Annotated in this window: 13 protein-coding genes; 5 read left to right on the top strand and 8 right to left on the bottom strand. The window is 57.2% G+C overall.

Going from position 1 to position 20650, the window contains the following annotated elements:
- Positions 1–109: IS3 family transposase (locus AB1S50_RS06260; RefSeq protein WP_367149665.1), on the top strand; the 109-nt coding region annotated here is incomplete at its 5' end.
- A 53-nt stretch (positions 110–162) separates the two neighbouring features.
- The gene (locus AB1S50_RS06255) at positions 163–1383 is read left to right on the top strand and encodes a helix-turn-helix domain-containing protein (protein ID WP_367149664.1); all 1221 of its coding nucleotides are present in this window, start codon (positions 163–165) and stop codon (positions 1381–1383) included.
- 701 nt (positions 1384–2084) lie between these two features.
- Here AB1S50_RS06255 and AB1S50_RS06250 read toward each other — a convergent pair.
- The 6 genes from AB1S50_RS06250 to AB1S50_RS06225 form a co-directional block, all read right to left on the bottom strand.
- Positions 2085–2777: an aspartate/glutamate racemase family protein gene (locus AB1S50_RS06250; protein WP_367149663.1), complete on the bottom strand. Its 693-nt coding sequence runs from the start codon at positions 2775–2777 to the stop codon at positions 2085–2087.
- A 47-nt stretch (positions 2778–2824) separates the two neighbouring features.
- Entirely contained in the window at positions 2825–3439 is a 615-nt protein-coding gene (locus AB1S50_RS06245; RefSeq protein ID WP_367149662.1) for a DUF1287 domain-containing protein, read from the bottom strand.
- A 727-nt stretch (positions 3440–4166) separates the two neighbouring features.
- Entirely contained in the window at positions 4167–5012 is an 846-nt protein-coding gene (locus AB1S50_RS06240; protein ID WP_367149661.1) for a universal stress protein, read from the bottom strand.
- A gap of 327 nt (positions 5013–5339) precedes the next feature.
- On the bottom strand, positions 5340–7217 hold the full coding sequence (locus AB1S50_RS06235) for an alpha-amylase family glycosyl hydrolase (protein ID WP_367149660.1): 1878 nt from the start codon (positions 7215–7217) through the stop codon (positions 5340–5342).
- A 51-nt stretch (positions 7218–7268) separates the two neighbouring features.
- The gene (locus tag AB1S50_RS06230; protein WP_367149659.1) at positions 7269–9662 is read right to left on the bottom strand and encodes a glycoside hydrolase family 31 protein; all 2394 of its coding nucleotides are present in this window, start codon (positions 9660–9662) and stop codon (positions 7269–7271) included.
- Between the two features lie 334 nt (positions 9663–9996).
- Positions 9997–11853: a glycoside hydrolase family 13 protein gene (locus AB1S50_RS06225; protein ID WP_367149658.1), complete on the bottom strand. Its 1857-nt coding sequence runs from the start codon at positions 11851–11853 to the stop codon at positions 9997–9999.
- Positions 11854–12261: 408 nt separating this feature from the next.
- Between AB1S50_RS06225 and AB1S50_RS06220 the strand changes: the two genes are divergently transcribed.
- From AB1S50_RS06220 to AB1S50_RS06210, 3 genes are all read left to right on the top strand, one after another.
- Entirely contained in the window at positions 12262–14403 is a 2142-nt protein-coding gene (locus AB1S50_RS06220; RefSeq protein WP_367149657.1) for an alpha-amylase family glycosyl hydrolase, read from the top strand.
- A 144-nt stretch (positions 14404–14547) separates the two neighbouring features.
- A complete protein-coding gene (locus AB1S50_RS06215; protein WP_367149656.1) occupies positions 14548–16056 on the top strand; it encodes an MFS transporter in 1509 nt (502 codons plus the stop codon).
- Between the two features lie 130 nt (positions 16057–16186).
- Positions 16187–17587, top strand: coding sequence for an alanine/glycine:cation symporter family protein (locus AB1S50_RS06210; RefSeq protein WP_367149655.1), 1401 nt, complete (start codon positions 16187–16189; stop codon positions 17585–17587).
- A gap of 73 nt (positions 17588–17660) precedes the next feature.
- On the opposite strand, the gene AB1S50_RS06205 is transcribed toward AB1S50_RS06210, so the two are convergent.
- Positions 17661–18422, bottom strand: a complete 762-nt coding sequence (locus tag AB1S50_RS06205; protein WP_367149653.1) for a L,D-transpeptidase family protein — start codon at positions 18420–18422, stop codon at positions 17661–17663.
- A gap of 513 nt (positions 18423–18935) precedes the next feature.
- Positions 18936–20579, bottom strand: a complete 1644-nt coding sequence (locus tag AB1S50_RS06200) for an alpha-amylase family glycosyl hydrolase (protein WP_367149651.1) — start codon at positions 20577–20579, stop codon at positions 18936–18938.
- Between the last annotated feature and the right edge of the window lie 71 nt (positions 20580–20650).

Raw genomic sequence — 20650 nt, 5'->3', positions numbered from 1 at the left:
GGAGTACATCGAGATTTTTTATAACCGCCAACGTCGCCACTCACGGCTTGGCAACTTGGCCCCAACTGAATTCGCCAAGAAGTATTGGGAATCAGCCAAAGCGGCTTAAAGCGGGACTGTCCAGTATTGTCAGGACACCCCACAAAACCAAGGAGCCAACTGATGAGTGACCAGCCGATTCTCTTTTCTCTCAATATTGCAACGCTTTGCATCATCCTTTTTAGCACTCATCAACTGGTTTTGCGTGCACATGGCAGGCAGATGTACTGGCCACTGGCGCTGTGCTTAATGTCTATTGGTATGGTCATTTGTCTGCCTTCAGTTCAGCGGCTGATACCTCAGTTTCAAGTGATCAGCTTGATACTTTCAATGCCCGCGCTACTGTTGATTGCCCCTTGCTTATGGCTCTATACCAATGGCCTGACCAGCCAGATACCATGGCAGCTTAAACTAAAGGACGGTATGCATTTAGCACCCGCAGCTTTTGGCTGTTTGATAGCTTTAGTCGCGCTTTGCTTGCCAGCACAGTACTTAAATGCAATATTAGTCACAGAAGAACACAGTGTTATTGAGCAAGCACCTGGCCTTGTTCGCAATACCATCTATGGCTTGCTGATCTCAGCGTTTCTGATTGTATTAGGCTGGGTATTGCAGTCTGCTTGGTACGCCTGCAAAATCGTCTTTAGGCTAAGGGTTTATCGTGCTCAGCTTCAGGATGTATTTGCCTCCACCGAACAAAAAGAACTGCGTTGGTTAAACTGGCTATTGATAGTAGTGGGCGGAGTTTGGATGTTTACCGCGTTCAATTTGGTGCTCGACAACCTTTTCAGTCCAATGCACTTTGACGCTCGGCTTTATGCTTTGATGATTTTTATGGTGATCTATAGCCTCGCACTTTGGGGGCTAAGACAAAAACCAGGTTTTGCAGAGCTTTATGTCGTATCGCCCTCTGCCGGCAGCACATCTATCGAACTGAAATCCATCAGTGGAAGTTCAGATAACGGTGAGCAAAAATACCAGCGCAGTGCATTGAGTGCGAAGCAGGCGACCAAAATTGCGGAAAAAATAGAGCTTGCCATGAAGAGTGATAAACTCTACCTTGATGCAGCTTTATCACTCCCAAAACTGGCTACACATATCCACACTTCACCAAACTATATATCACAAACGTTAAACGAAACATTGGACGTGCGTTTTTTCGATTACGTAAATCAATATCGAGTATCAGCGGCTAAGACACAGCTAAGAGAAACGGACTCCACGATACTCGAGGTGGCCATGGCAGTTGGTTTCAACTCAAAGTCGGCATTTTATACTGCGTTTAAGAAGTACGTCAAAATTACACCTAGCCAATATAAAAAGCAATATCACCCAGCCAATTAGTAAAGTAGGCGGATAGGTTTTATTTAAGCTAGTTTTTCTAAATCGTCTATCCCATTTTGGAAAATTGACGATTAAGATTAATTATTGATTAGGTATAAAAAATAAATAGGCACTTTAATGCTTTGGCTTATACTATATTTAATTCCGGTAACTTAGCCTTGAAATGCTGGGTATGTTTTTTTGTGTCTAATGGAATTAAATGTTTCAAATCGACAAATTTCTTAATAGTTTGGATTGATTGAAAAAAACAGCCAAAAGTATGACGAGTCGAAAACTAGAATAGATTTGAAAAATTGTCCTTAGACAGCGCTATCTGGAGGGGCTACATCTGAAGAGGTTTATGTGGTGTCAAGACACAATGGGTATCCAGAATCCGTTAAAAAGGGCGAAAGCCACGCAGGTGGCGGTTAAAGGGTAAGCGTGGTCCGGGAACACTCGAAAAGGAGAAGCTACTGACTGGGGGTGATCCAGAGAGGCAGTGCGGTTGTTATTCGTATGCTTGAGAATGTTAAACAGGAGATCATTCGCCCAATTCTAGAAAAATATGCCGGAAAGAGAACAAGCGCCTATACAGATGAATATGATATTAATAACCGGGTCAATGACTGGGAATATAAGCGACTTTCAGTTTGTTATTCGGATGGTTGATATGTAAAGGATTATGGTCGCGATGGGTTTAAGGGTAGGAAAAATCTTGCATTTTATTTGATTGCCAATTCTACAGCTTTATCCGCATGGATTTTCATTGTATCGTAAAGCGGAATGCGAGTGTGTTGTTGTTTAACTAGCAGTGCGATTTCAGTGCAGCCAAGAATCGCGGATTCCGCGCCTTTTAAATGTAAGTTATCAATTATCTGAAGATAAGCTTGTCTGGATGAATCACTGATTTTACCGAGGCATAGCTCTTTATAAATCACCTGATGAATGATCTCTTGTTCATGATTATCTGGTATAACGACGTTAATCCCATACTTTTTTGATAATCTGGTTTTAAAAAAATCTTGCGTCATAGTGAATTTTGTTCCAAGAAGACCGACTTGCCTGATTCCCTCAGAGATAAGTTTTTCGGCTGTTGCATCCGCGATATGGATGAGAGGAATAGAAATGGCAGATTGAACCTCCTCTGCCACCTTGTGCATAGTATTTGTGCAGATCAGAAGGAAGTCGGCTCCACCTGCCTGGACAGATTGCGCCGCCCTGGAAAGGATGTATGCAGTTTCTTTCCAGCAACCTTTGTGTTGCAGTTTTTCTATTTCATGAAAATCAACACTGTAGAGACAAATTTTTGCGGAGTGTAATCCACCTAGGGCTTGCTTTACGCCTTCGTTTATGGCTTTGTAATAGCTCAAAGTTGACTCCCAACTCATTCCCCCTAGCAGGCCAATTGTTTTCATTGCTCACCTAATGAATTCATATGTCAGATAAATTTCCTGGTTGTGGTTTATTCATTAGTCCCCTGGCTAACAGCTTGATATGTCTCTGGAATATAACGAAAATGTCCAGTAATTTCATAGGTAAAGAGCATGTCATCCAATACTGGACCTGCGCCAATGTTGTGAGCGACAAGAGGATTTCCGCTGTGTTTGGAAATTCTGTCTGTGATGATACCAATATGGGGTAAATTGCCTGGAAGCATCCAGGTAACGATATCCCCTGGAGTATAATCTGTGGGTAATTGGCTTATCTTCAATGTGATCCCCTGTCGGGAGAAAAATGACTGAAGGTTTGGTACCCGTCGATGATCTATATTGCGATCTGGCTTATTGAGCCCCCAAATTCGCTTCGAAGGATAGTCATTAAAATGAGCCGAAATATCCTCGTGGACAAGTTTTTGCAAATCGACGCCGACTGCGCGATAGGATCGTATAACTACATCAGTGCAAACCCCAATATGGCTTGGTACATCGCCGTTAGGATAAGGGATTGAGTGGTAAGAGCCGTCATAGACAATTTGTTGAGTGGTCCGAAAGAGAGCTGCTTCGACCAGCTTGTCTTCAAAGCTGGCGTATGAATTTTGCGAAAACGCTAATATTATCAGAAGCAGGAATTTACGCATAAAGCCCCCTCTCTCAATATTTGTATAATAAATCTACAAAGTTTTTAAAATGGCAATGTTCAAATTAGAGGCACAATAGCTGTTTGCAATTTACCAGCTCATGACTTACATGGAAGATTAAATTTCTAAGTTTATAAGTCGGTTTAATGGGCGACGCGTCTATTTGCCGGTTTCCCAGCTGTCAATCTATTATTGCTTTCTATATTTCCAAATAATTGATTAGTGCGTCAGGCAATGTATCCCACCAATTCAAGTGGGAGTGCCCCTTTTGTACTCCCTGTAACTTAGCTTATATCCTTGATGGTTATGGATGGATTTACCATTAATCCTTTTTGCGAATTTGCTCAAAGAGAAAATAATCAATCAGTTAACAGAAATTGGCACAAATGTCCCATATAGAAAACTGGTTATTGTTACCAGTATTCCAAAAAATGGTATTGAATGTCACCCCCTGTATTTATTGGTTTTTTGGGGGCGCTGTTCCTTTTGCAGAGGAACCGTTGCGATGATCGAAAGTGCCCCTAAAGCGGGGTTCAGTTAAAAAGGGATCACGGAGTCCAGTATCACCCAGCCTATCTTTTCGGGTGACTACTTGTGATTGGATGGGTATGGGAGATGACACGGGCCTTTATTGACCCTCGAAGTGTCATTGGTAAATTGGATCAGGTTGCTTGGGAGCTGGTGGACAAGCCGGAGGGTGTCGGCTTCTCCACCATGGTCTGGGGAGTCAGTCGGCCTCGGTAGTGGTGAATTCGTTACACACCACCACGTCCACGTCCAGGTTGCCGATGACGCGTTCTGCTGTGTTGCCGCGCAGCAGGGAGCCGGTGGCCCCGTACTGGTTGAGGGTGCCCATGACCACCACATCCGCATTGATTTCGCGGGCCACTTCGGCCACCACGTCGCTGGTGTAACCCTGTTTGACGTGGATGCGGTCAGTGGGGACGCTGGTCTTTTGAGCCAGCTTTGCCAGGGCACCGCGATCCGGGTAGAGCATGGAGTCCAGGTAGGCATTGACCAGGTGCAGCTCGGCACCGTAGTTGGCGGCGATATAGCGCGCCCGCTCGCTGACCTGGCGGTTGAGCTGGCGCTGCTGGGTGGTCTGCGCCTGGTAGTTGACGGTAGCCAGTACCACCTGGCGCCGGTCTTTGGCACCGGGGCGGATCAATACCACCGGACACTTGGCCTGCTTGAGCACCTGCCATTTGGACTCGGCAAAGGTGAAGCGGCGACTGGCCTTGGCGTGTACCGGCAGGTAGATCATTTCGGCGTTGCAGCGCTTGGATTCCTGGATGATGGCGTCCTGCCAGTCACTGGACCAGCAAACGGTGATTTCGCACTCAAGCCCGGCGCTGGTGATGGGCTCGCGAATCTGCTCGCGAAACCAGGATTCATCGCGGAACAGGTGGTCGTTGACGGCTCGGGTGTCGACGGCTTCGCCATCGACGGCCACAAATACGGCGAGGCGCGGTTGCGGGTCGCGCAGCTGTGAAGTGGCCAGGGCACGTTCCAGTGCAACATGCCGGTCATCATTGGGGTCGACGACGACGAATAAGGTGTGCTGCTGTTGCATTTTTCCTCCAAGTATCGCTGAAAATAGAGATCAGGCGGCCATCCCTCCGGTGGAGATCTTTGTCCCCGGAGCCGGTATTGGTATCGCGTGATTCGCAGTCCGGTAAGCCAATATAAACCCGGATAAATCCCGTGAAGCGAGGCATTTGTGTCTGGGCCTGCCGGGAGTGGGCACTGGGTGGGTCTGTTGCACTGCCGGATGCAGAGTATCTCCGCCGGATGTTGTTACTTTGTGGCGGGATGATAGCAGATCCCGGGGGAGGGGTCTTGAGGCAGGTCAACGGAAATGCGAACCGCGGCTGGCCGCGGTTCGCGGGCGATTGAGGGATTAGTGACCGACCCGAAATATACGGTAGCCGAGAGGCGCCAGGTGGACTGTGACACTGCCCTCGCCGTTCTCCACCTTAAGCTCAGCGGTAGCGGTCTCATCGAGCTGGCCTGTCAGCGGATAGCTGCCATCCGCCAGTTGCCACGCCTGGATCAACTGCGGGGGCAGGCGCAGGGCGATCCGGGTCTCCTGAGGGGCAAAATTGGCGATGACGATGAGCCGCTGGGCACCGGACCAGCGTGCGAAACTGTAGAGTTTTCCGGTGTAGTCGCTGTTGTGCCTGCGGTTGAATTGGTGCAGGTCGGCGAACTCCCCCCGCAGGGCCGCACTGTGGGTGGAGAATCTCAGCAGGCGGCGGTAGAAGTTCCGCAGGGCTCTCTCGTCACCGCTCAGCTGGCCGCCGTCGAAGCGGCCGTGGTTGTTCCAGCGGCGGACGCTGGGTACCGAGCCATAGTCGAAGATGGAGGTGCGGCCGGCCTTGCCGAAACCGGCGTCCTCGCTGGCGGTCTCGCCCAATTCCTGGCCGAAATAGATTAGGGTGGGGGCGGGGGAAAGCGTGGCCGAGACCACCATTCCGGGCTTGCCCGCCGCGGCGCTGCCGGCGAAGTCCGCGCTGGCAATACGGTGCTCGTCGTGGTTTTCCAGGAAGTGCAGCATATGTGGGGCGATATCGGTCAGGTCGGTTTGAACCCGGGCGATGGCGTCGGTGCTGCCCCCGCCCTCCATCACCGCGCGGATTGCATCGTAGGTGCCAACCTTGTCGTAGAGGTAGTCCATTTTGCCCAGGTAAATGTAGTCCCGGTAGCGGTCGGGATTGTATATCTCCGCCAGCAGCAGTGCCTGGGGGTTGCGCATCTTGATGGCGGAGTTCAGGTAGCTCCAGAACTCCACCGGTACCATGCCGGACATGTCGAAGCGAAATCCATCCACACCGAAGTCGAGCCAGTAGAAGGCGATATCGCGGAATTTGTGCCAGGAGTCGGGCAGGTCCTTGTCCGCCCAAAAAGCCGCGTGCTCAGCGACCGTTTTGTCGCCGTATCGGGGCGGAAGTTTGGGAAAATCCCTGCTGCCGTCCGGGCGCAGGCCAAAATTGATCTTGACGGTTTCATACCAGTCGTCGATGCGCGGCTGTGCGGCCCGGGCGCCATTGCCGGTCCATTTGGCCGGGCTCTCCGCGAAGGCGCCGTCCACCAGTGGGTGCGGCTCGCCGTTGAGTGGTCGATAGTCCCCACTGTCGGGAACCCTGAAATCCTCGCCGGGGACATAATAAAAGTTGTTGTCGCGGGCATAGGTGACCGAGGTATCGTCATCCGCCCCGAAGTCGCGCACCCCCTGGGGTTTGTCCAGGGAGTGGTAGGCGCGCGCCACATGGTTGGGCACTATATCGATGATTACCCTTAGGCCGGCATTGTGGCTGCGTTCAACCAGTGCGCGAAATTCTCCCAGGCGTTGCGCCGGGTTGTCGGCCAGATCGGGGTTCACACTGTAATAATCCCTGATGGCGTAAGGGGAGCCCGCCCGGCCCTTCACCACGTCCGGGTCGTCACTGTCGATGCCATAGGCGGTGTAGTCCCCCACCAGGGCGTGGTGCAATACCCCCGTGTACCAGATATGCGTGGCTCCCAGATCGCGAATTTCCGCCAGTGCCCCAGGGGTGAAATCACTGAACTTGCCGACGCCATTGTCCTGGATGGTGCCCCAGGGTTTGTTGGTGGCATTGGTGTTGCCGAACAGGCGCGTCATCACCTGGTAAATCACCGGTTTTTGCACCGGCGCGCCTGCCGCAGCGGTCTGTCCGGTGTCCGGGTCCCCGCCGTCGCAACCCAGGGCGATCAGTGCCAAACCCGCGGTAAAAAGTTTTTTTAGCATCATATCCATGGCAGTAACGTCGTTGTTGTCATCAGTTGCAATCGGACTTGGTGGCGTCTGTCAGAACTCCACTTTCAGGGTGCTTTGTGTTTGCTTCCAGTCGAACTTGATCCGCAGCTGCCGGGCTCGCCAGTCGAACCAGGCACCGGTGGTCGCTCGGGCAAATTCCTTTTCCCGCTGGAACAGTGTCAGTCGTCCACCGTTGGCGGTCACTTGTGCGGGCGCATCTGTCCAGTTGTGCAGATTCAGGCTTACCCGGCGTTGCTCAGGCTCCCCGGTGTAGCCAGCCCCCTCCCGGTGGAATAAAAACCGGATTCCGCTCTGCTCCCGGTTGGCGTCGAAGTGCAGTTTGCGATAGCGGCCGGCTGCAAAGGCATTGACGGTCTCGCCGTCGTCCTCGTAGATATAGCCACTGGAGCGCGGGGACGAGGGATGGGCATAGTAATCCAGCGTGAGTTCCGCGCTGGAATAGTCCCGTGTGTTGGCCATGTCGGCCACGGTTGGGATAAAGGCGCCGGCACGCACCAGCACCGGGATTGTCTCCAGGTCTGCGGGGATAGAGGCGGTATCACCGGAATATTGATTGTCGTTCCAGTAATCGAACCAGACACCGCCGGGCAGCTTCACGTCCACTTTTCGGACGCCGGCGGCGGTGATCGGTGCCACCAGAAATTCGTCGCCCCACAGGTAGGCGTCATGGCGATCCATCAGCTGCGGTTTGTTTTCATCAGTGAAAAACAATGGGCGCATCAGCGGCATACCCGTCTGGCTGTTTTCGAATGCCAGGGTGTAGTTGTAGGGGAGCAGTCGGTAGCGCAGTTTGATAAATGCGCGGGTGATATCGCGGGTTTTGCGGTCGTGGAATACCGGTTCAGAGGCGATGTGTTCCTGCGCATGGGGGCGGTAGACGGGCTGAAAAACTCCGTATTGCAGCCAGCGGATATAAAGCTCCCGGTCAAACTTGTCGCCGCCGGCGAAGCCGCCCAGGTCCGAGTGGGTGTAGCCGAAACCCAGCAGACCCATGGACAATGCCAGTTCCACCTGGGGTTGCAGGCCGCCCCAGGAGCGCGCCACATCGCCGGTCCAGGGAATCATGCCGAAGCGCTGGGAGCCGGCAAAGCCGGCGCGCATCATAATAAAGGGGCGGCGCTGCGGGTAGGCGGCGGTTTGCCTATCGTGTAGCAACTGCGCCCAGCGGTGGCCGTAGGCATTGTGTATTTCGTCGGCCATGCCGATGGCGTGCACCGTGTCCGATGGGTGCACCTCCGGCTCGCCGAGGTCGCCCCACCAGCCGCTGACGCCCTGTTGCAGCAGGCCATCGTAGATATTCCAGAACCAGTCGCCGGCACGCTCGGAGAAAACGTCGATCAGTCCGGTGTTGCCAAAGTAGAAATCGAACCGCTTGGGCTGCCCGGCAAGGTTTTTTGCCAGTGCGCCGGCAGCCACCGCCTGGTCCCATCGTTCCGATGTAGAGAGTACAAATGGCTCGGTGACGAGAATGGTATGGATTCCGCGCCGATTGAAATCCGCTATCATTTCTTCGGGCTGCGGGAAGGCGTTTTTGTCCCAGGCCAGGTTGCCCATATGGCCCTGGATATCCACGCCGAACCAATAGAGATCCAGTACCACCGCATCCAGGGGGAAATCCTCCGCGGCGAATTTATCCACCGTAGCCCTCACCTCCGCTTCGCTGTGGTAGCCGAAGCGGGAGGCGAAATTACCCAGTGCCCAGCGCGGCGGCAGTGGTTGCCTGCCGGTCACATCCACATAGTTTTCCATCAGTTGAGGATAGCTTTTGCCGGTGGCGATAATGTAGGAGGTGCGGCCGCCGACGGCCTCGAACTGCAACACATCGTCTTCGCTGGCACCGAGGTCGAGATTGCCGGTGGCACTGTTGTCAAACAGCAATATATATTTGTTGCTGGACAGTATCGCGGGCAGGCCAAAATACATTTGTTCCGATTCGGTGCTGTAACCATAGTGTGCCCGGTTGTAGAGGGGCAGGCGTTTGCCGCGGCGGTCCATACCCAGTACCCGCTCGCCGCCACCGAGCAGCTTTTCCCCTTCTTCCAGCGAAAAGCGGAAACCGCGCAGTGTCTGGTTGGCGAAAAATCCCGACTCCTCCTGAGTCAGCAGCTTGCTGCCGCGATAGTACTGGATTCTGAAAGGTTGTTTGTGAATAACGGCGCTGAGGCCGGCGAGGCTATAGGTGAGCTGGTCAGGTTGCTCACTCAGCTGGGCGGTGAGCGACGCCCGCTGCCCTCCGGCGATGGCAAAGGAAGGCAGTTGCCGGACGCCCTCGCGCTGGTAGTGTACCTCCAGGGCGCTGTCGTTGAGGGGCCTGAGGCTGACGGTGGCATCGCTGAGTTGCACAGTCAGTGCACCCTCGCTCAGCCGGTGGTGGAGGTAGTGGCGTTCGCCGGCATTTGCCAGCCCCGCGATCAGCAGGGCCATTATTATTGTGCAGCTGCGTATTACATTTTTGCCGGTCATCGTCACCTCTTATTTTGGTCTTAGCGGTTGTTGTCCTCACGGCAACCCTCCAGGAAAATTATTACCTGCGCGCCCTTTGCTGCCTGGACAGTGGCTGGGGCGGCAGGGTATCGCCTGTATTTCTGCAGCGGTGCAATTGATCCGCCGGGAAAATCCTCGCAGGTTGCTGCATAATCTTTTCCTGGCTTTCCTCAATGCGGGTTTGAGGTGCATGTCCGCAAACCCTTTGCGATAAATCGAGCAGCTACACGCTTGATTTGCTGATCCTTACTTTGTTCCTGGATGGGCTGGGGGCTCAATAGATCTCAGCAACCAGAACGTCCCTGGCGGGCAGCTCCAGACGGGTCAGGGGGTATATGTTGCCGCTCACGATATCGCGGGCTCTCTTTTTCCCCGCGAGGACCTCGGAAAAACGATCGATATCCACTGTTGCCGGCTCGCTGCCTTTGTTCATGGCCACCATGACGATTTTTTCGTCGTCGTAGCGGAAATAAACATAGGTATTGTCGTGGGGCGCAAACTGCATCAGGCTGCCCCGGTGAATGACCGGGTTGTCCCGCCGCCAGCGAAACAGGCTCCGGACAAAATCCTGGGCCTGTTTCCGCTTGCCACTGAGCCCTTTGCCGTTAAAGGCATTGACGGAGTCTCCCTTCCAGCCGCCGGGGAAATCTCCGCGCACAACACCATCGTCGCGGTGCTTGGGGCTTTCCATCAGCACTTCATCGCCGTAGAAAAACTGGGGTATGCCGCGCATGGTGGCGAGATAGGCGATCGCCATGCGATAAAGCCCCGGGTCGTCGTCGAGTTGGCTGAAGAGGCGGCTGGTATCGTGGTTGCCGCCAAAGATCACCAAGCGCTGCGGATTGGGGTATACGAAATCGTGGGCCAACCCCTGGTAGAGGGAGGTCAGTCCGCTGTTCCAGTTATCGTCCTGGGCCAACCCCTCGCGCAAGGCGTAATGCAGGGGGAAATCCATCATGCTTTTCACGCGGCCGCCGGTGACTTCGCCGTTTTCTTTTCGCTGCCAGCGGGCGATTAGCGGGGCGCTGCGGGTCCACTCCTCACCCACGATATTGAAGTTGGGGTACTCGCGGTGGACACGCTCGGCCCAGGACTGCAGAAAGTCCGGGTCCGGGTAGGTATAGGTGTCGGCGCGAATACCACTCAGGCCCGCAAACTCTATCCACCAAATGGTGTTCTGAATCAGGTAATTGGCCACCAGTGGGTGGCGCTGGTTCAGGTCGGGCATGGAATCCACGAACCAGCCGCGCAGAAACTGGCTCTTGTCGGTTTCGCTTGCATAGGGGTCTGCCAGTGCAATCAGGGCGTGGTTGGTGATGGTGATCTCATCCGCGCCTGTGCCGTTGAGCCAGTTCTGGTCCGGTAAGTCGTCCATCCACCAGTGCCCGTCGCCAATATGGTTGAGGACCATATCCTGGATAACGCCAATGCCCTTGGCGTTCGCAGCGGCGACAAACCGGCGAAAATCCTCGTTGGTGCCAAAGCGCGGATCGATACGGTAGTAGTCTGTGGCGGAGTAGCCGTGGTAGGAGTATTCCCTCTGGTCGTTTTCCACCAGCGGATTGGGCCACAGGGCGGTAAAGCCCAGGTCGGCAATGTAGTCCAGGTGCCGCTGCATACCGGCGATATCGCCGCCGTGACGGCCGCCGGGAGCCTGGCGGTTTGGGGCTTCCTGCATCCCGGGCACTGTGTCGTTATCCGGATTGCCGTTGGCAAAACGGTCCGGCGTGATCAGGTAGATGGCGTCGCGACTGTCGAAGCCGCGGCGGCCGGCGGAGCCCGACCCACGCTCGCGCAGGGAATAGGCGAAGCTGGCGGCGATCCGCTCACCGTCGAGCAGGGCTATGTCCACTGTGCCCGGCGCGGCCTGCGCGGAAATGGACAGGTTGATGAACAGGTAGTTGGGGTTGCCCAGGGTTTCCGAGCCCAGGAGGGTGACTCCCGGGTAGGACAGGCTGGGCTTCAGACCGGCCAGATTTTCTCCGTAAAGCAGCAACTGGAGCTGCGGCTCATGCATACCCGCCCACCAGAAGGGAGGCTCCACGCGCTCCAGCGGATCCGCCGGGCGGTCTATTGAAACCTGCGGCAGGCAGAGCAGCGCAACAGCCAGGCCCCAGAGCGCTTTTGTCATGGATTACCTCCAGGTGCCACCTCGGCACGAATTTATTCTTTTAAGCCGCCAATCCAACCGATGGTCCACACATCGTTTGGATTGACGCCCTTGAAAACCTGCGTAATTACGTAAAATCGCCCGCTTTTCAAGAGGTTGCGCCGGCCTCTGTCCGGCGACGACACATCCTCGTACCCCATTAACCCGGCAACTTATAGAGTCGCCGGGTTAATAACAGCCCATTGTTGCCCAGTGGCACAGCTTTTCACTCCCCCCCGGCACAGGGGGAGTCTTGGCGCATAAATCATCCACCACCCCCGGGGGGAGGATGTGTCGCTCGATTCGGGTACTTGAAACTGCCGCTGAGGTTCGCGGGGTGGTCGGCCGCGAGGGGCAATGCTGAGACACATAGTAATGGTGAGAAACCCTATGAATAGAATCTTTTGGACAGTGGCGCTGATGACTGTCAGCCTGGCCGCACAGGCGGAATGGTACCTGCGGGGCACACACAACAACTGGCAGGCCGACCCCATGCAGGATGTCGGTAGCAATACCGTCGTCACCAACAGTGTGGTTTTTATGACCGCCGGGGAAATCAAGTTCGACCGCTGGGGGGACTGGAGCGAGAACTACGGCGCGAACCAACAGCAGAATGGCGCCAATATTCCAGTCGCTGCCGGCACCTGGGACATTTCCTTTTATACCGATACCAAGGATTACCGCATTGACCCGGCCAGTCCGACCGGTGGCGGTCTGCAATTGCACCTGCGCGGCACCCACAACGGCTGGGCAACCGGTGATCTGCTCAGTGACCTGGGTGGCGGCCAGTACGGGGCCTGTCGCAACTTCGTCGGTGGGGATGGAAACGGTGGCCCGCGCTTCAAGATTGACCCCAACGGTGGTTGGGGCGGTGACGAATTCCCAGCATCGGATGTGGCAGCGAGTGGCTGGACTGAAATAGTAGTGGATGGAAACAGCCTTTCGCTGGTTAGTGTCACCACTGATCTTGGCGAAAACTGTGGTATGACGGACTTCCGTTCGCGCAGCATGTATTTTGTGTTTGTGGATCGCTTCGCGAACGGTGATTCCACCAACGACAATGGCAACAATGCTGCCGCCACCTCGACAGTGAAACAGAACGGTGGCTTGTCCGAGTGGAAGAAGTACTGGGGTGGCGATATCCAGGGGTTGATCGATAAGCTCGATTACCTGCAGGCCCTGGGTGTCTCGGCGATCTGGGTCACGCCCCTCAATAACAATATCGACAACTCTGGCAGCGATGGCGCCTACCACGGCTACTGGGGCCGCGACTTTTACGAAGTGGATGAACATTTGGGGGACTGGGCGCTGGTGGACCAGCTGGATGCGGCGATGGAGGCGCGCGGCATGAAGCTGGTGTTGGACATTGCCCTCAACCATTCCAACCAGGATGACCAGTACGAGTTCGGTGCCCTGTATAAAGAGGGCGTATTTGTTACTGATTATTTGCAGGATAATGGTACCTGGTATCACCGCAACGGCGCTATCGCCGACTGCGGTGACAGTGACCCGGCCACCCAGTGCCCCGGCGAATGGAACGACCCCTGGTCCTTTCGCAACAAGACTTTGTTCAACCTCACCGATTTCAACCATGGAGTGAGCGCAAACAGCACTGCGGACCAGTACCTGATCGATGCGGCGCTCAAGTGGATGTCCCACGGTGTCGACGCTTTTCGGATCGATGCGATCAAACATATAGAGCCGGGTTTTATCAATCGCTTTAGCGCAGCGGTACGGGCAGTGAATCCGGATGTATATATTTTTGGTGAATGGTATGGCGCCGGTGCCGGTGACAGCCTGTCGATGCAATTTCTCAACGAGGGTCGGGGTTCGGAGTTGCTGGACTTCCGCTTGCGCGACCATATAGAGAACGCAATCGCCGGTGACATCACCATGACCGCACTCAATGCCCATATCGAATCGCGCACCGGTGCCATGGGTGGTCGCGAGAGCTGGCAACCGATATTTCTCGACAATCACGATGCCACCCGCACCAGTGTCTATCTGCAGACCAGTGGTCCGGTGGACAATGGCCGCACCGGTAAGGGGTTTAGCAAGGCACTGGCGGATGCGCGCCAGAACCTGGGTATGGCACTGGTGATGACGCTCCCCGGCATCCCCACCGTTTACTACGGCAGCGAGCAGAACTCTACCTGGTTTACCGCCAATGGCGATGGTCAGATAGGGCACGACCCCTACAACCGCGAGGCCATGCCGTCGTTCAGCCAGACCACCACCGCATTTCAGTGGATCAAGGCGCTGGCGGAATTGCGCGCCCAGAGCCCGGCGCTGGCAAGGGGCAGTTACACCGAGCGCTGGATCAATAGCGATATCCTGGTATTCGAGCGCCAGGCCGCCGGTGACTCCGTGGTGGTGGCGGTCAATCGCGGGGGCAGCACTTCCATAACTGTCAGTGCCTTGGGACTGGCGGACGGGCAGTACAATAGCTTAACCAGTGCCGATGTGGTGAATGTCAGCGGTGGCTCGGCGGTACTGAATCTGGATGCCAACGAAGTGATAGTGTTGCACTGATAACCTGCTGTTGAGGAAAGCCAGGGAAGGCTTTTTCAACAACCCGGCCCTCCACCCCCGGTGGGGAGGAGGGCCGGGTTGTCCGCGCCTGCGACAATCCGGGCATAACCATAAGCGCGTGCAACAGATTCAGCGGTGATTGCTATGTCCGATCCGGTAGCCGGGGCCCCGGCCCAGCCCAAACTCCCCTTCTGGCAGGTGTGGAATGTCAGCCTCGGATTTCTCGGGGTGCAGTTCGGTTTTGCCCTGCAGAATGCCAACGCCAGCCGGATTCTGTCCGACCTGGGGGCGGACCTGCATTCGCTATCGCTGTTCTGGATAGTGGCCCCACTGATGGGGCTGATTGTGCAGCCGATCGTAGGCTCCGCCTCCGACCGCACCTGGAACCGCTTTGGCCGCCGCAATCCCTACATACTGTTTGGCGCAGTCGCGGCGGCATTGGGGATGGCGTTTATGCCCAATGCCAGTATCGCCGTGGTCTTTATTGCACCCATCCTTTTCGGTGGTGTGATGCTGGCGCTGATGGATGCGGCCTTTAATGTCACCATGCAACCCTTTCGCGCCCTGGTATCCGATATGGTGCCCTCGCAGCAGCGCACCCTGGGCTATTCGGTCCAGTCCCTGCTGATTAATATCGGCGCCGTGCTGGGTTCCACGCTGCCGTTTATTCTCACCAATGTGGTGGGGCTGGAGAATACTGCGCGGGCCGGTGAAGTGGCGCCCTCGGTGATTTGGGCCTTCTATGTGGGTGCTACCGTGCTGCTGGGCAGTGTCCTGTGGACGGTGGTGCGCACCCGGGAATACCCGCCCAAACAGTACAATGCTTACAAGGGCATCGATGAGGCACAGCTTGCCCGGGAGCTGGCGGAGCGCCAAACCCTGTGGCAACGGCTGCGGGGTTTCATGGGGTTGCTTTGGGATATGCCTAAAACCATGCGTCAACTGGCGCTGGTGCAATTCTTCTCCTGGTTCGCGCTGTTTATCATGTGGGTATACACCACCCCCGCCATTACTCAGCATGTGTGGGGTGTGGAGGCCAAATGGTTCGATCACGATTACCTGGCCACCCTGGACCAGATCCCCGCCCATATCGCCGCGGCCAAAGGGGCAGCCGGAGACTGGGTGGGGATTATCTTTGCCGCTTACTCGCTGTTTGCGGCGGTTTTTTCTATCGCGCTGACCCGTATCGCCACTGCGCTGGGCCGCAGGGCGACCTACTCCCTGTCCCTGTTGCTGGGCGGCCTGGGGTATATCAGTTTCCTGCTGTTTCGGGGTGGTGAGGCGATCCAGGTCAACCTGCTGATTACCCAAGTGACCGTGCCCTCCGGTGCGCTGGGTCTGTTGCTGCCCATGGTGGGCGTGGGCATTGCCTGGGCGGCGATCCTGGCCATGCCCTACGCGATCCTGTCTGACGCCCTGCCCGCCAGTAAAACCGGTGTCTACATGGGCATCTTCAACTTCACCATCGCTGCGCCGCAGGTTCTGTCCGCCCTGGTGGCGGGCCCGATACTGCACGGTGTGTTCGACAACCGGGCCATCTACATCATTGTTTTGGCGGGGGTATTTATGCTGTGCGGTGCCGTATCTGTGTGGTTTGTGCGGGAAACGGGCACTGCGGCGGGTGAGCTGGAGCCGGGGGCGGCCACTGCCTGACTCAAGATTCTTCCGGACAGGTTTTGCGCTGTCTCAATGGCGGTTCCCTTGGCGTTGGCGCGGCAGTTTTGACAGAGGCGGGTGCCTCTTCATAGACTCGTTGGTTTGCTGACTGGCACCCGAATTTCCTATGTCTTTGTTAGAGTCCATCGATGCGGCGCTGGCCGCCTTCGCTTCCTTCGTCTGGGGCACGCCCCTGCTGGTACTGCTGGTGGGGGGCGGTCTGACACTGCTGCTGCTCTCCCGGGGCAGGCCTTACCGGCATCTCGGCCACAGTGTCGACTTGCTGCGGGGAAAATACGACCGCCCGGATGACCCCGGACAGGTACCGCACCGGCAGGCACTGTCCACCGCCCTGTCGGGCACCCTGGGCCTGGGCAATATCGCCGGTGTGGCGATAGCCATCAGTACCGGTGGCCCCGGTGCCATCTTCTGGATGTGGGTAACGGCGGTGGTGGGCGTGGCCACCAAGTTCTATACCGCGACGCTGGCGGTTATGTACCGCGGCCACGATGCCTCCGGCGAGCTGCAGGGCGGCCCCATGTACGTGATCCGCGAGGGACTGGGGCGGCGCTGGATGCCGCTGGCGCTGCTGTTTGCGGTGGCGGGCCTGTGCGGCATGTTGCCGGTTTTTCAGTCCAACCAGACGGCGCAGCTGCTGCGGGAATCCTTCGCGGTACCGCTGGGGATCGTGGGCGGGGATGGCTCACTGTGGTTCGATTTTGCCATAGGTCTGGTGCTGGCGCTGGCGGCTGCGGTGGTGATTGCGGGCCGTATCCAGCGCATCGGCAAATTCGCCGAGCGATTGGTGCCGTCCATGGTGCTGTTTTACCTGGCGCTGACCGCTATCGTAATCGGTCACTTCTGGCGCGACGTGCCGGCGGCCCTGGCAATGATCTTTGATGACGCTTTTTCCGGTCAGGCGGTGGTCGGTGGCACACTCGGTACCGTGATTGCCACAGGTATCAGTCGCGGAGCCTTTTCCAACGAGGCGGGAATCGGCACTGAGTCGCTGGCGCACGGTGCGGCCAAGACCAGCGAGCCGGTGCGCGAGGGTGTGGTGGCCATGGTGGGGCCCATCATCGACACATTGGTGGTCTGTACCTGTACCGCCCTGGTGATTCTGCTCACCGGGGTATGGCAGCAGGGAGTGGGCATGGAGGGGATCTCGCTGACCGCGGAAGCCTTTTCACAGGTCTTCGGCCAGTGGGGGCCGCTGCTGCTGCTGGCCATGGTGTTGCCACTGGCGTTCAGCACCATCGTCACCTTTTGGTACTACGGCGTGAAGTGTTTTGTGTTTCTGTTCGGAACCCGCTTTCAGGCTTTCTACACTGCGCTCTATATCGTCCTGATTGTGATCGGCGCCGTGGCGTCCCTGGACGCGGTCAACAGCATCATTATCGGTATGTACGCGATTATGGCGATACCCACCATGACCTCTACGCTGCTGTTGGCGGGCAGGGTCAACCGCGCGGCGCACGACTATTTCACCCGTCACCAGTTGGAGGCCCCGCCGGTGGCGGCGAATTAAGGAACTCAGCACAGCAAGGCCGGGGTATATACCCCGGCCTTTTTGGTTGCGGAATCCGAATCGCGAGCCTTTATCAGGGCACCACGCTGACCTTGGTGCCCATGGGCGCATTGGCGAAGAAGACCTGCGCCATATGCCAGGGCAGCCGTATACAGCCGTGGGAGGCGGGATAGCCGGGCACATAGCCGGCGTGCATGGTGATGGCGCCGTTGATACGCATCATGTAGTCCATGGAAGCACCGCGGAACACCGAGCCGGGAGGGCGCCGGTGGCGGCGTACATCCACATTGCTGCGCAGCACATAGCCCCGCCGGCTCACATAGTGGCCGTAGAGGTTGGAGCGGTGGTTGAGTTTCTTTTCCGACACGCGAAAGCTGCCGGTGGGGGTGCGGTGGCCGGCCATACCGGTGGAGACCGGAGACATGCCCACCAGGCGGCCGCCCTTGTAGAAATAGGCCGCCTGCTCGCTCAGGTCGATACGGATGTGCGCCGCGCCGCCGCCCGCACCGTGGCGCCACCAGGAGCGGGCCGTGTACCGGGAAGCACCCTGTTGCATATGGCGGGGGTTGCGGTAGGAGCGGTTATAGCGCCCACCGTAGTTGTTGGAGTTGCGAAAGTAGCGTTGGCCCCGGTAGCCGCGGGGATTGCGGTAGGCACGACCGTGGCGGGCATTCTGTTGGTTCAGTTGCCGGTAATACTCGCGCACATAGGGCGGTGGATTGTTGGGGTCGCGGTAATCCCGGCCCTGCGCCTCCGGCGTCATCAGGGGCGTACCGCCGAGAAGCAGCAGCGCGACCAGTGAAGATCGGGTTAACAGTGATGAACGGCTTTGCATTGCGCACCTCTCTGTTGGGCAGAAACGGCGGGTTGCGAGCTGCAGCTTCGGCGCGCGCCGTCGCGGGGCACAAAGTGACCCGGCGCCGGGGCGGCGCGGCAACAGGCATTGATTTCCCCAGTACAGCGCCGGTGTCTCCCGACTTGTGCCGCTGAATGGGCCCGCAGTGGTCGCAACCGCAGCGGGTGCGAACGATGTTAGGGTGGCGCAAATTGCCCCATTACAACGAATGGGTATGAATGGCGTTGTGGATAGTCCGAAAGGGGCGTTGGCGGACCCAGGGGCGGACCACTCAGGGGGAGTGCGGGAAAAAGTGCTTCTGCCGCGTCTGGGCTGTGTCGGAAGTCCCCGCCGATTTATTTGGTGACCGGATTAATGCGCTGCAAGGAGGTACTGCCGTCGGGCGGGGGCCGGCGCAAGTCCATGAGCAGCCAGTGATTTTGCGGAGTTGTGCAGGCTTTCAGGAGCGACAATCCAACGGATAAGAGATCGCCTATTGGATTGCCGGGTTCCCTATTGGCTTATGGGGCGGCGCAATACCCGCGCGCCGGCCATGGGCAGGTCCAGTTGGCCGGCACTGCAGCGGCCGGGCAGTATAGCGGGGGTGATGTCCTCAGCGTCGGCAAACCGGGCCGGCAGGGTCAGGGTTTCGTCGCCGGCGCCCAGGTTCAGGCCCACGAAAAATTCTTCGGTTTCAGCGCGGCGACAGAACAACAGCAGCGCGCCGCCATCTTCAATGGCTTCCTGCTCCGCCACCGCCAGCCCAGGCCACTGGCGATGCCAGTTGAGCAGGGCGCGAAACTGGTTCAGCGTCGAGCCCGGGTCTTCTTCCTGAATACTCACCGCCTTGCCGCGATGCACCGGCGGAACCGGCAGCCAGGGCTTGACCCTGGAGAAGCCGGCGTTGATCTCGCCGTGGTCGACCCAGGGCATGGGGGTGCGGCAGCCGTCGCGGCCCTTGAACTCCGGCCACAGGCTGATGCCGTAGGGGTCGCGCAGATCCTCGAAGGCGATATCGGCCTCCTCCAGGCCGAGTTCCTCGCCCTGGTAGAGACACACGCTGCCGCGCAGGGTCAGTTGCATCAACAGGAACAGCGGCAACCGGGCCCTGGCCTGTTCGTTGCTGAAGCCTTTGTTCCAGCGGGTCATGGGGCGCGGTACATCGTGGTTGGCGATGGACCAGCAGGGCCAGCCCTGAGCGATTACGCGGCGGTTCTTGTGCAGGGTTTCGCGCAGAAAGTCGGCGCTGCAATCCTCCGCCAGCAGGTCGAAGGAATAGGCCATGTGCAGCCGCTTGCCACTGGTGTAGTCGGCCATGATCTCCTGGGTTTTGTCGTCGCACACTTCACCCATGGCCACCGCGCCCGGATACTGCTCCAGCAGCTGGCGCACCCGTTGCAAAAACAGGAGGTTTTCCGGCTGCGACTTGTCGTAGACATGCCACTGGTAGCGGTAGGTGTTGACGGGCGGCAGCCCTTTCTCGTCCAGTGCCGGCGGTCGTGGGGGGTTGTCGGCCAGGGACTGGTGATGGAAGGCGTGGTTGATGGCGTCCAGGCGAAAACCATCCACACCCCGGTCGAGCCAGAATTTCAGGTCCGCCAGCAGCTGCGTCTGCACTGCCGGGTTGTGCAGGTTCAGGTCCGGCTGCTGTTCGAGGAAGTTGGTCAGGTAGTACTGACGGCGGCGACTGCACCAGCGCCAGGCGGTGCCGCCGAAATTGGACATCCAGTTGTTTGGCACACTGCCGTCCGCTTTGGGGTCGGCCCAGACGTACCAGTCGGCGCGGGGGTTGTCGCGGCTGGAGCGGCTCTCCCGGAACCAGGGGTGCTGATCGGAGGAGTGGCTGAGAATCTGGTCGATAATGACTTTGAGATGGCGCTGGTGAGCCGCCTCGATAAGACGGTCGAAATCGTCCAGGTCGCCGAACAGCGGGTCCACATCCCGGTAGTCGGATACGTCGTAACCGAAATCCGCCATGGGGGATTTAAAAAACGGCGATATCCAGATGGCGTCGACCCCGAGAGACTGCACATAGTCGAGTTTCTGCGTTATGCCGGGCAGGTCCCCGATACCGTCGCCGTTGGCGTCGCAAAAGCTGCGCGGGTAGATCTGGTAGATAACACTGTTGCGCCACCATGCGGTGCTTTTACCACTCATGACTACTGCCCATAGGATTGTCGCTTCCAGGATTGATTATGGCGCTCCCCGCCGGGCCTGTGCCTCCTCCC

The sequence above is a fragment of the Microbulbifer discodermiae genome, from assembly GCF_040742695.1.
GTDB lineage: Bacteria > Pseudomonadota > Gammaproteobacteria > Pseudomonadales > Cellvibrionaceae > Microbulbifer.
The sequence above is the reverse complement of the archived record's forward strand: the minus strand, read 5'-3'. Positions and strand labels throughout refer to the sequence as shown.

What these genes read in the sequence shown, in the direction of transcription:
- AB1S50_RS06230 (WP_367149659.1), bottom strand. Translation starts at nt 9,662, where the DNA reads ATGGCCCTGCTGATCGCGGGGCTGGCAAATGCCGGCGAACGCCACTAC.
- AB1S50_RS06240 (WP_367149661.1), bottom strand. Translation starts at nt 5,012, where the DNA reads ATGCAACAGCAGCACACCTTATTCGTCGTCGTCGACCCCAATGATGAC.
- AB1S50_RS06245 (WP_367149662.1), bottom strand. Translation starts at nt 3,439, where the DNA reads ATGCGTAAATTCCTGCTTCTGATAATATTAGCGTTTTCGCAAAATTCA.
- AB1S50_RS06220 (WP_367149657.1), top strand. Translation starts at nt 12,262, where the DNA reads ATGAATAGAATCTTTTGGACAGTGGCGCTGATGACTGTCAGCCTGGCC.
- AB1S50_RS06205 (WP_367149653.1), bottom strand. Translation starts at nt 18,422, where the DNA reads ATGCAAAGCCGTTCATCACTGTTAACCCGATCTTCACTGGTCGCGCTG.
- AB1S50_RS06250 (WP_367149663.1), bottom strand. Translation starts at nt 2,777, where the DNA reads ATGAAAACAATTGGCCTGCTAGGGGGAATGAGTTGGGAGTCAACTTTG.
- AB1S50_RS06255 (WP_367149664.1), top strand. Translation starts at nt 163, where the DNA reads ATGAGTGACCAGCCGATTCTCTTTTCTCTCAATATTGCAACGCTTTGC.
- AB1S50_RS06215 (WP_367149656.1), top strand. Translation starts at nt 14,548, where the DNA reads ATGTCCGATCCGGTAGCCGGGGCCCCGGCCCAGCCCAAACTCCCCTTC.
- AB1S50_RS06200 (WP_367149651.1), bottom strand. Translation starts at nt 20,579, where the DNA reads ATGAGTGGTAAAAGCACCGCATGGTGGCGCAACAGTGTTATCTACCAG.
- AB1S50_RS06225 (WP_367149658.1), bottom strand. Translation starts at nt 11,853, where the DNA reads ATGACAAAAGCGCTCTGGGGCCTGGCTGTTGCGCTGCTCTGCCTGCCG.
- AB1S50_RS06210 (WP_367149655.1), top strand. Translation starts at nt 16,187, where the DNA reads ATGTCTTTGTTAGAGTCCATCGATGCGGCGCTGGCCGCCTTCGCTTCC.
- AB1S50_RS06235 (WP_367149660.1), bottom strand. Translation starts at nt 7,217, where the DNA reads ATGGATATGATGCTAAAAAAACTTTTTACCGCGGGTTTGGCACTGATC.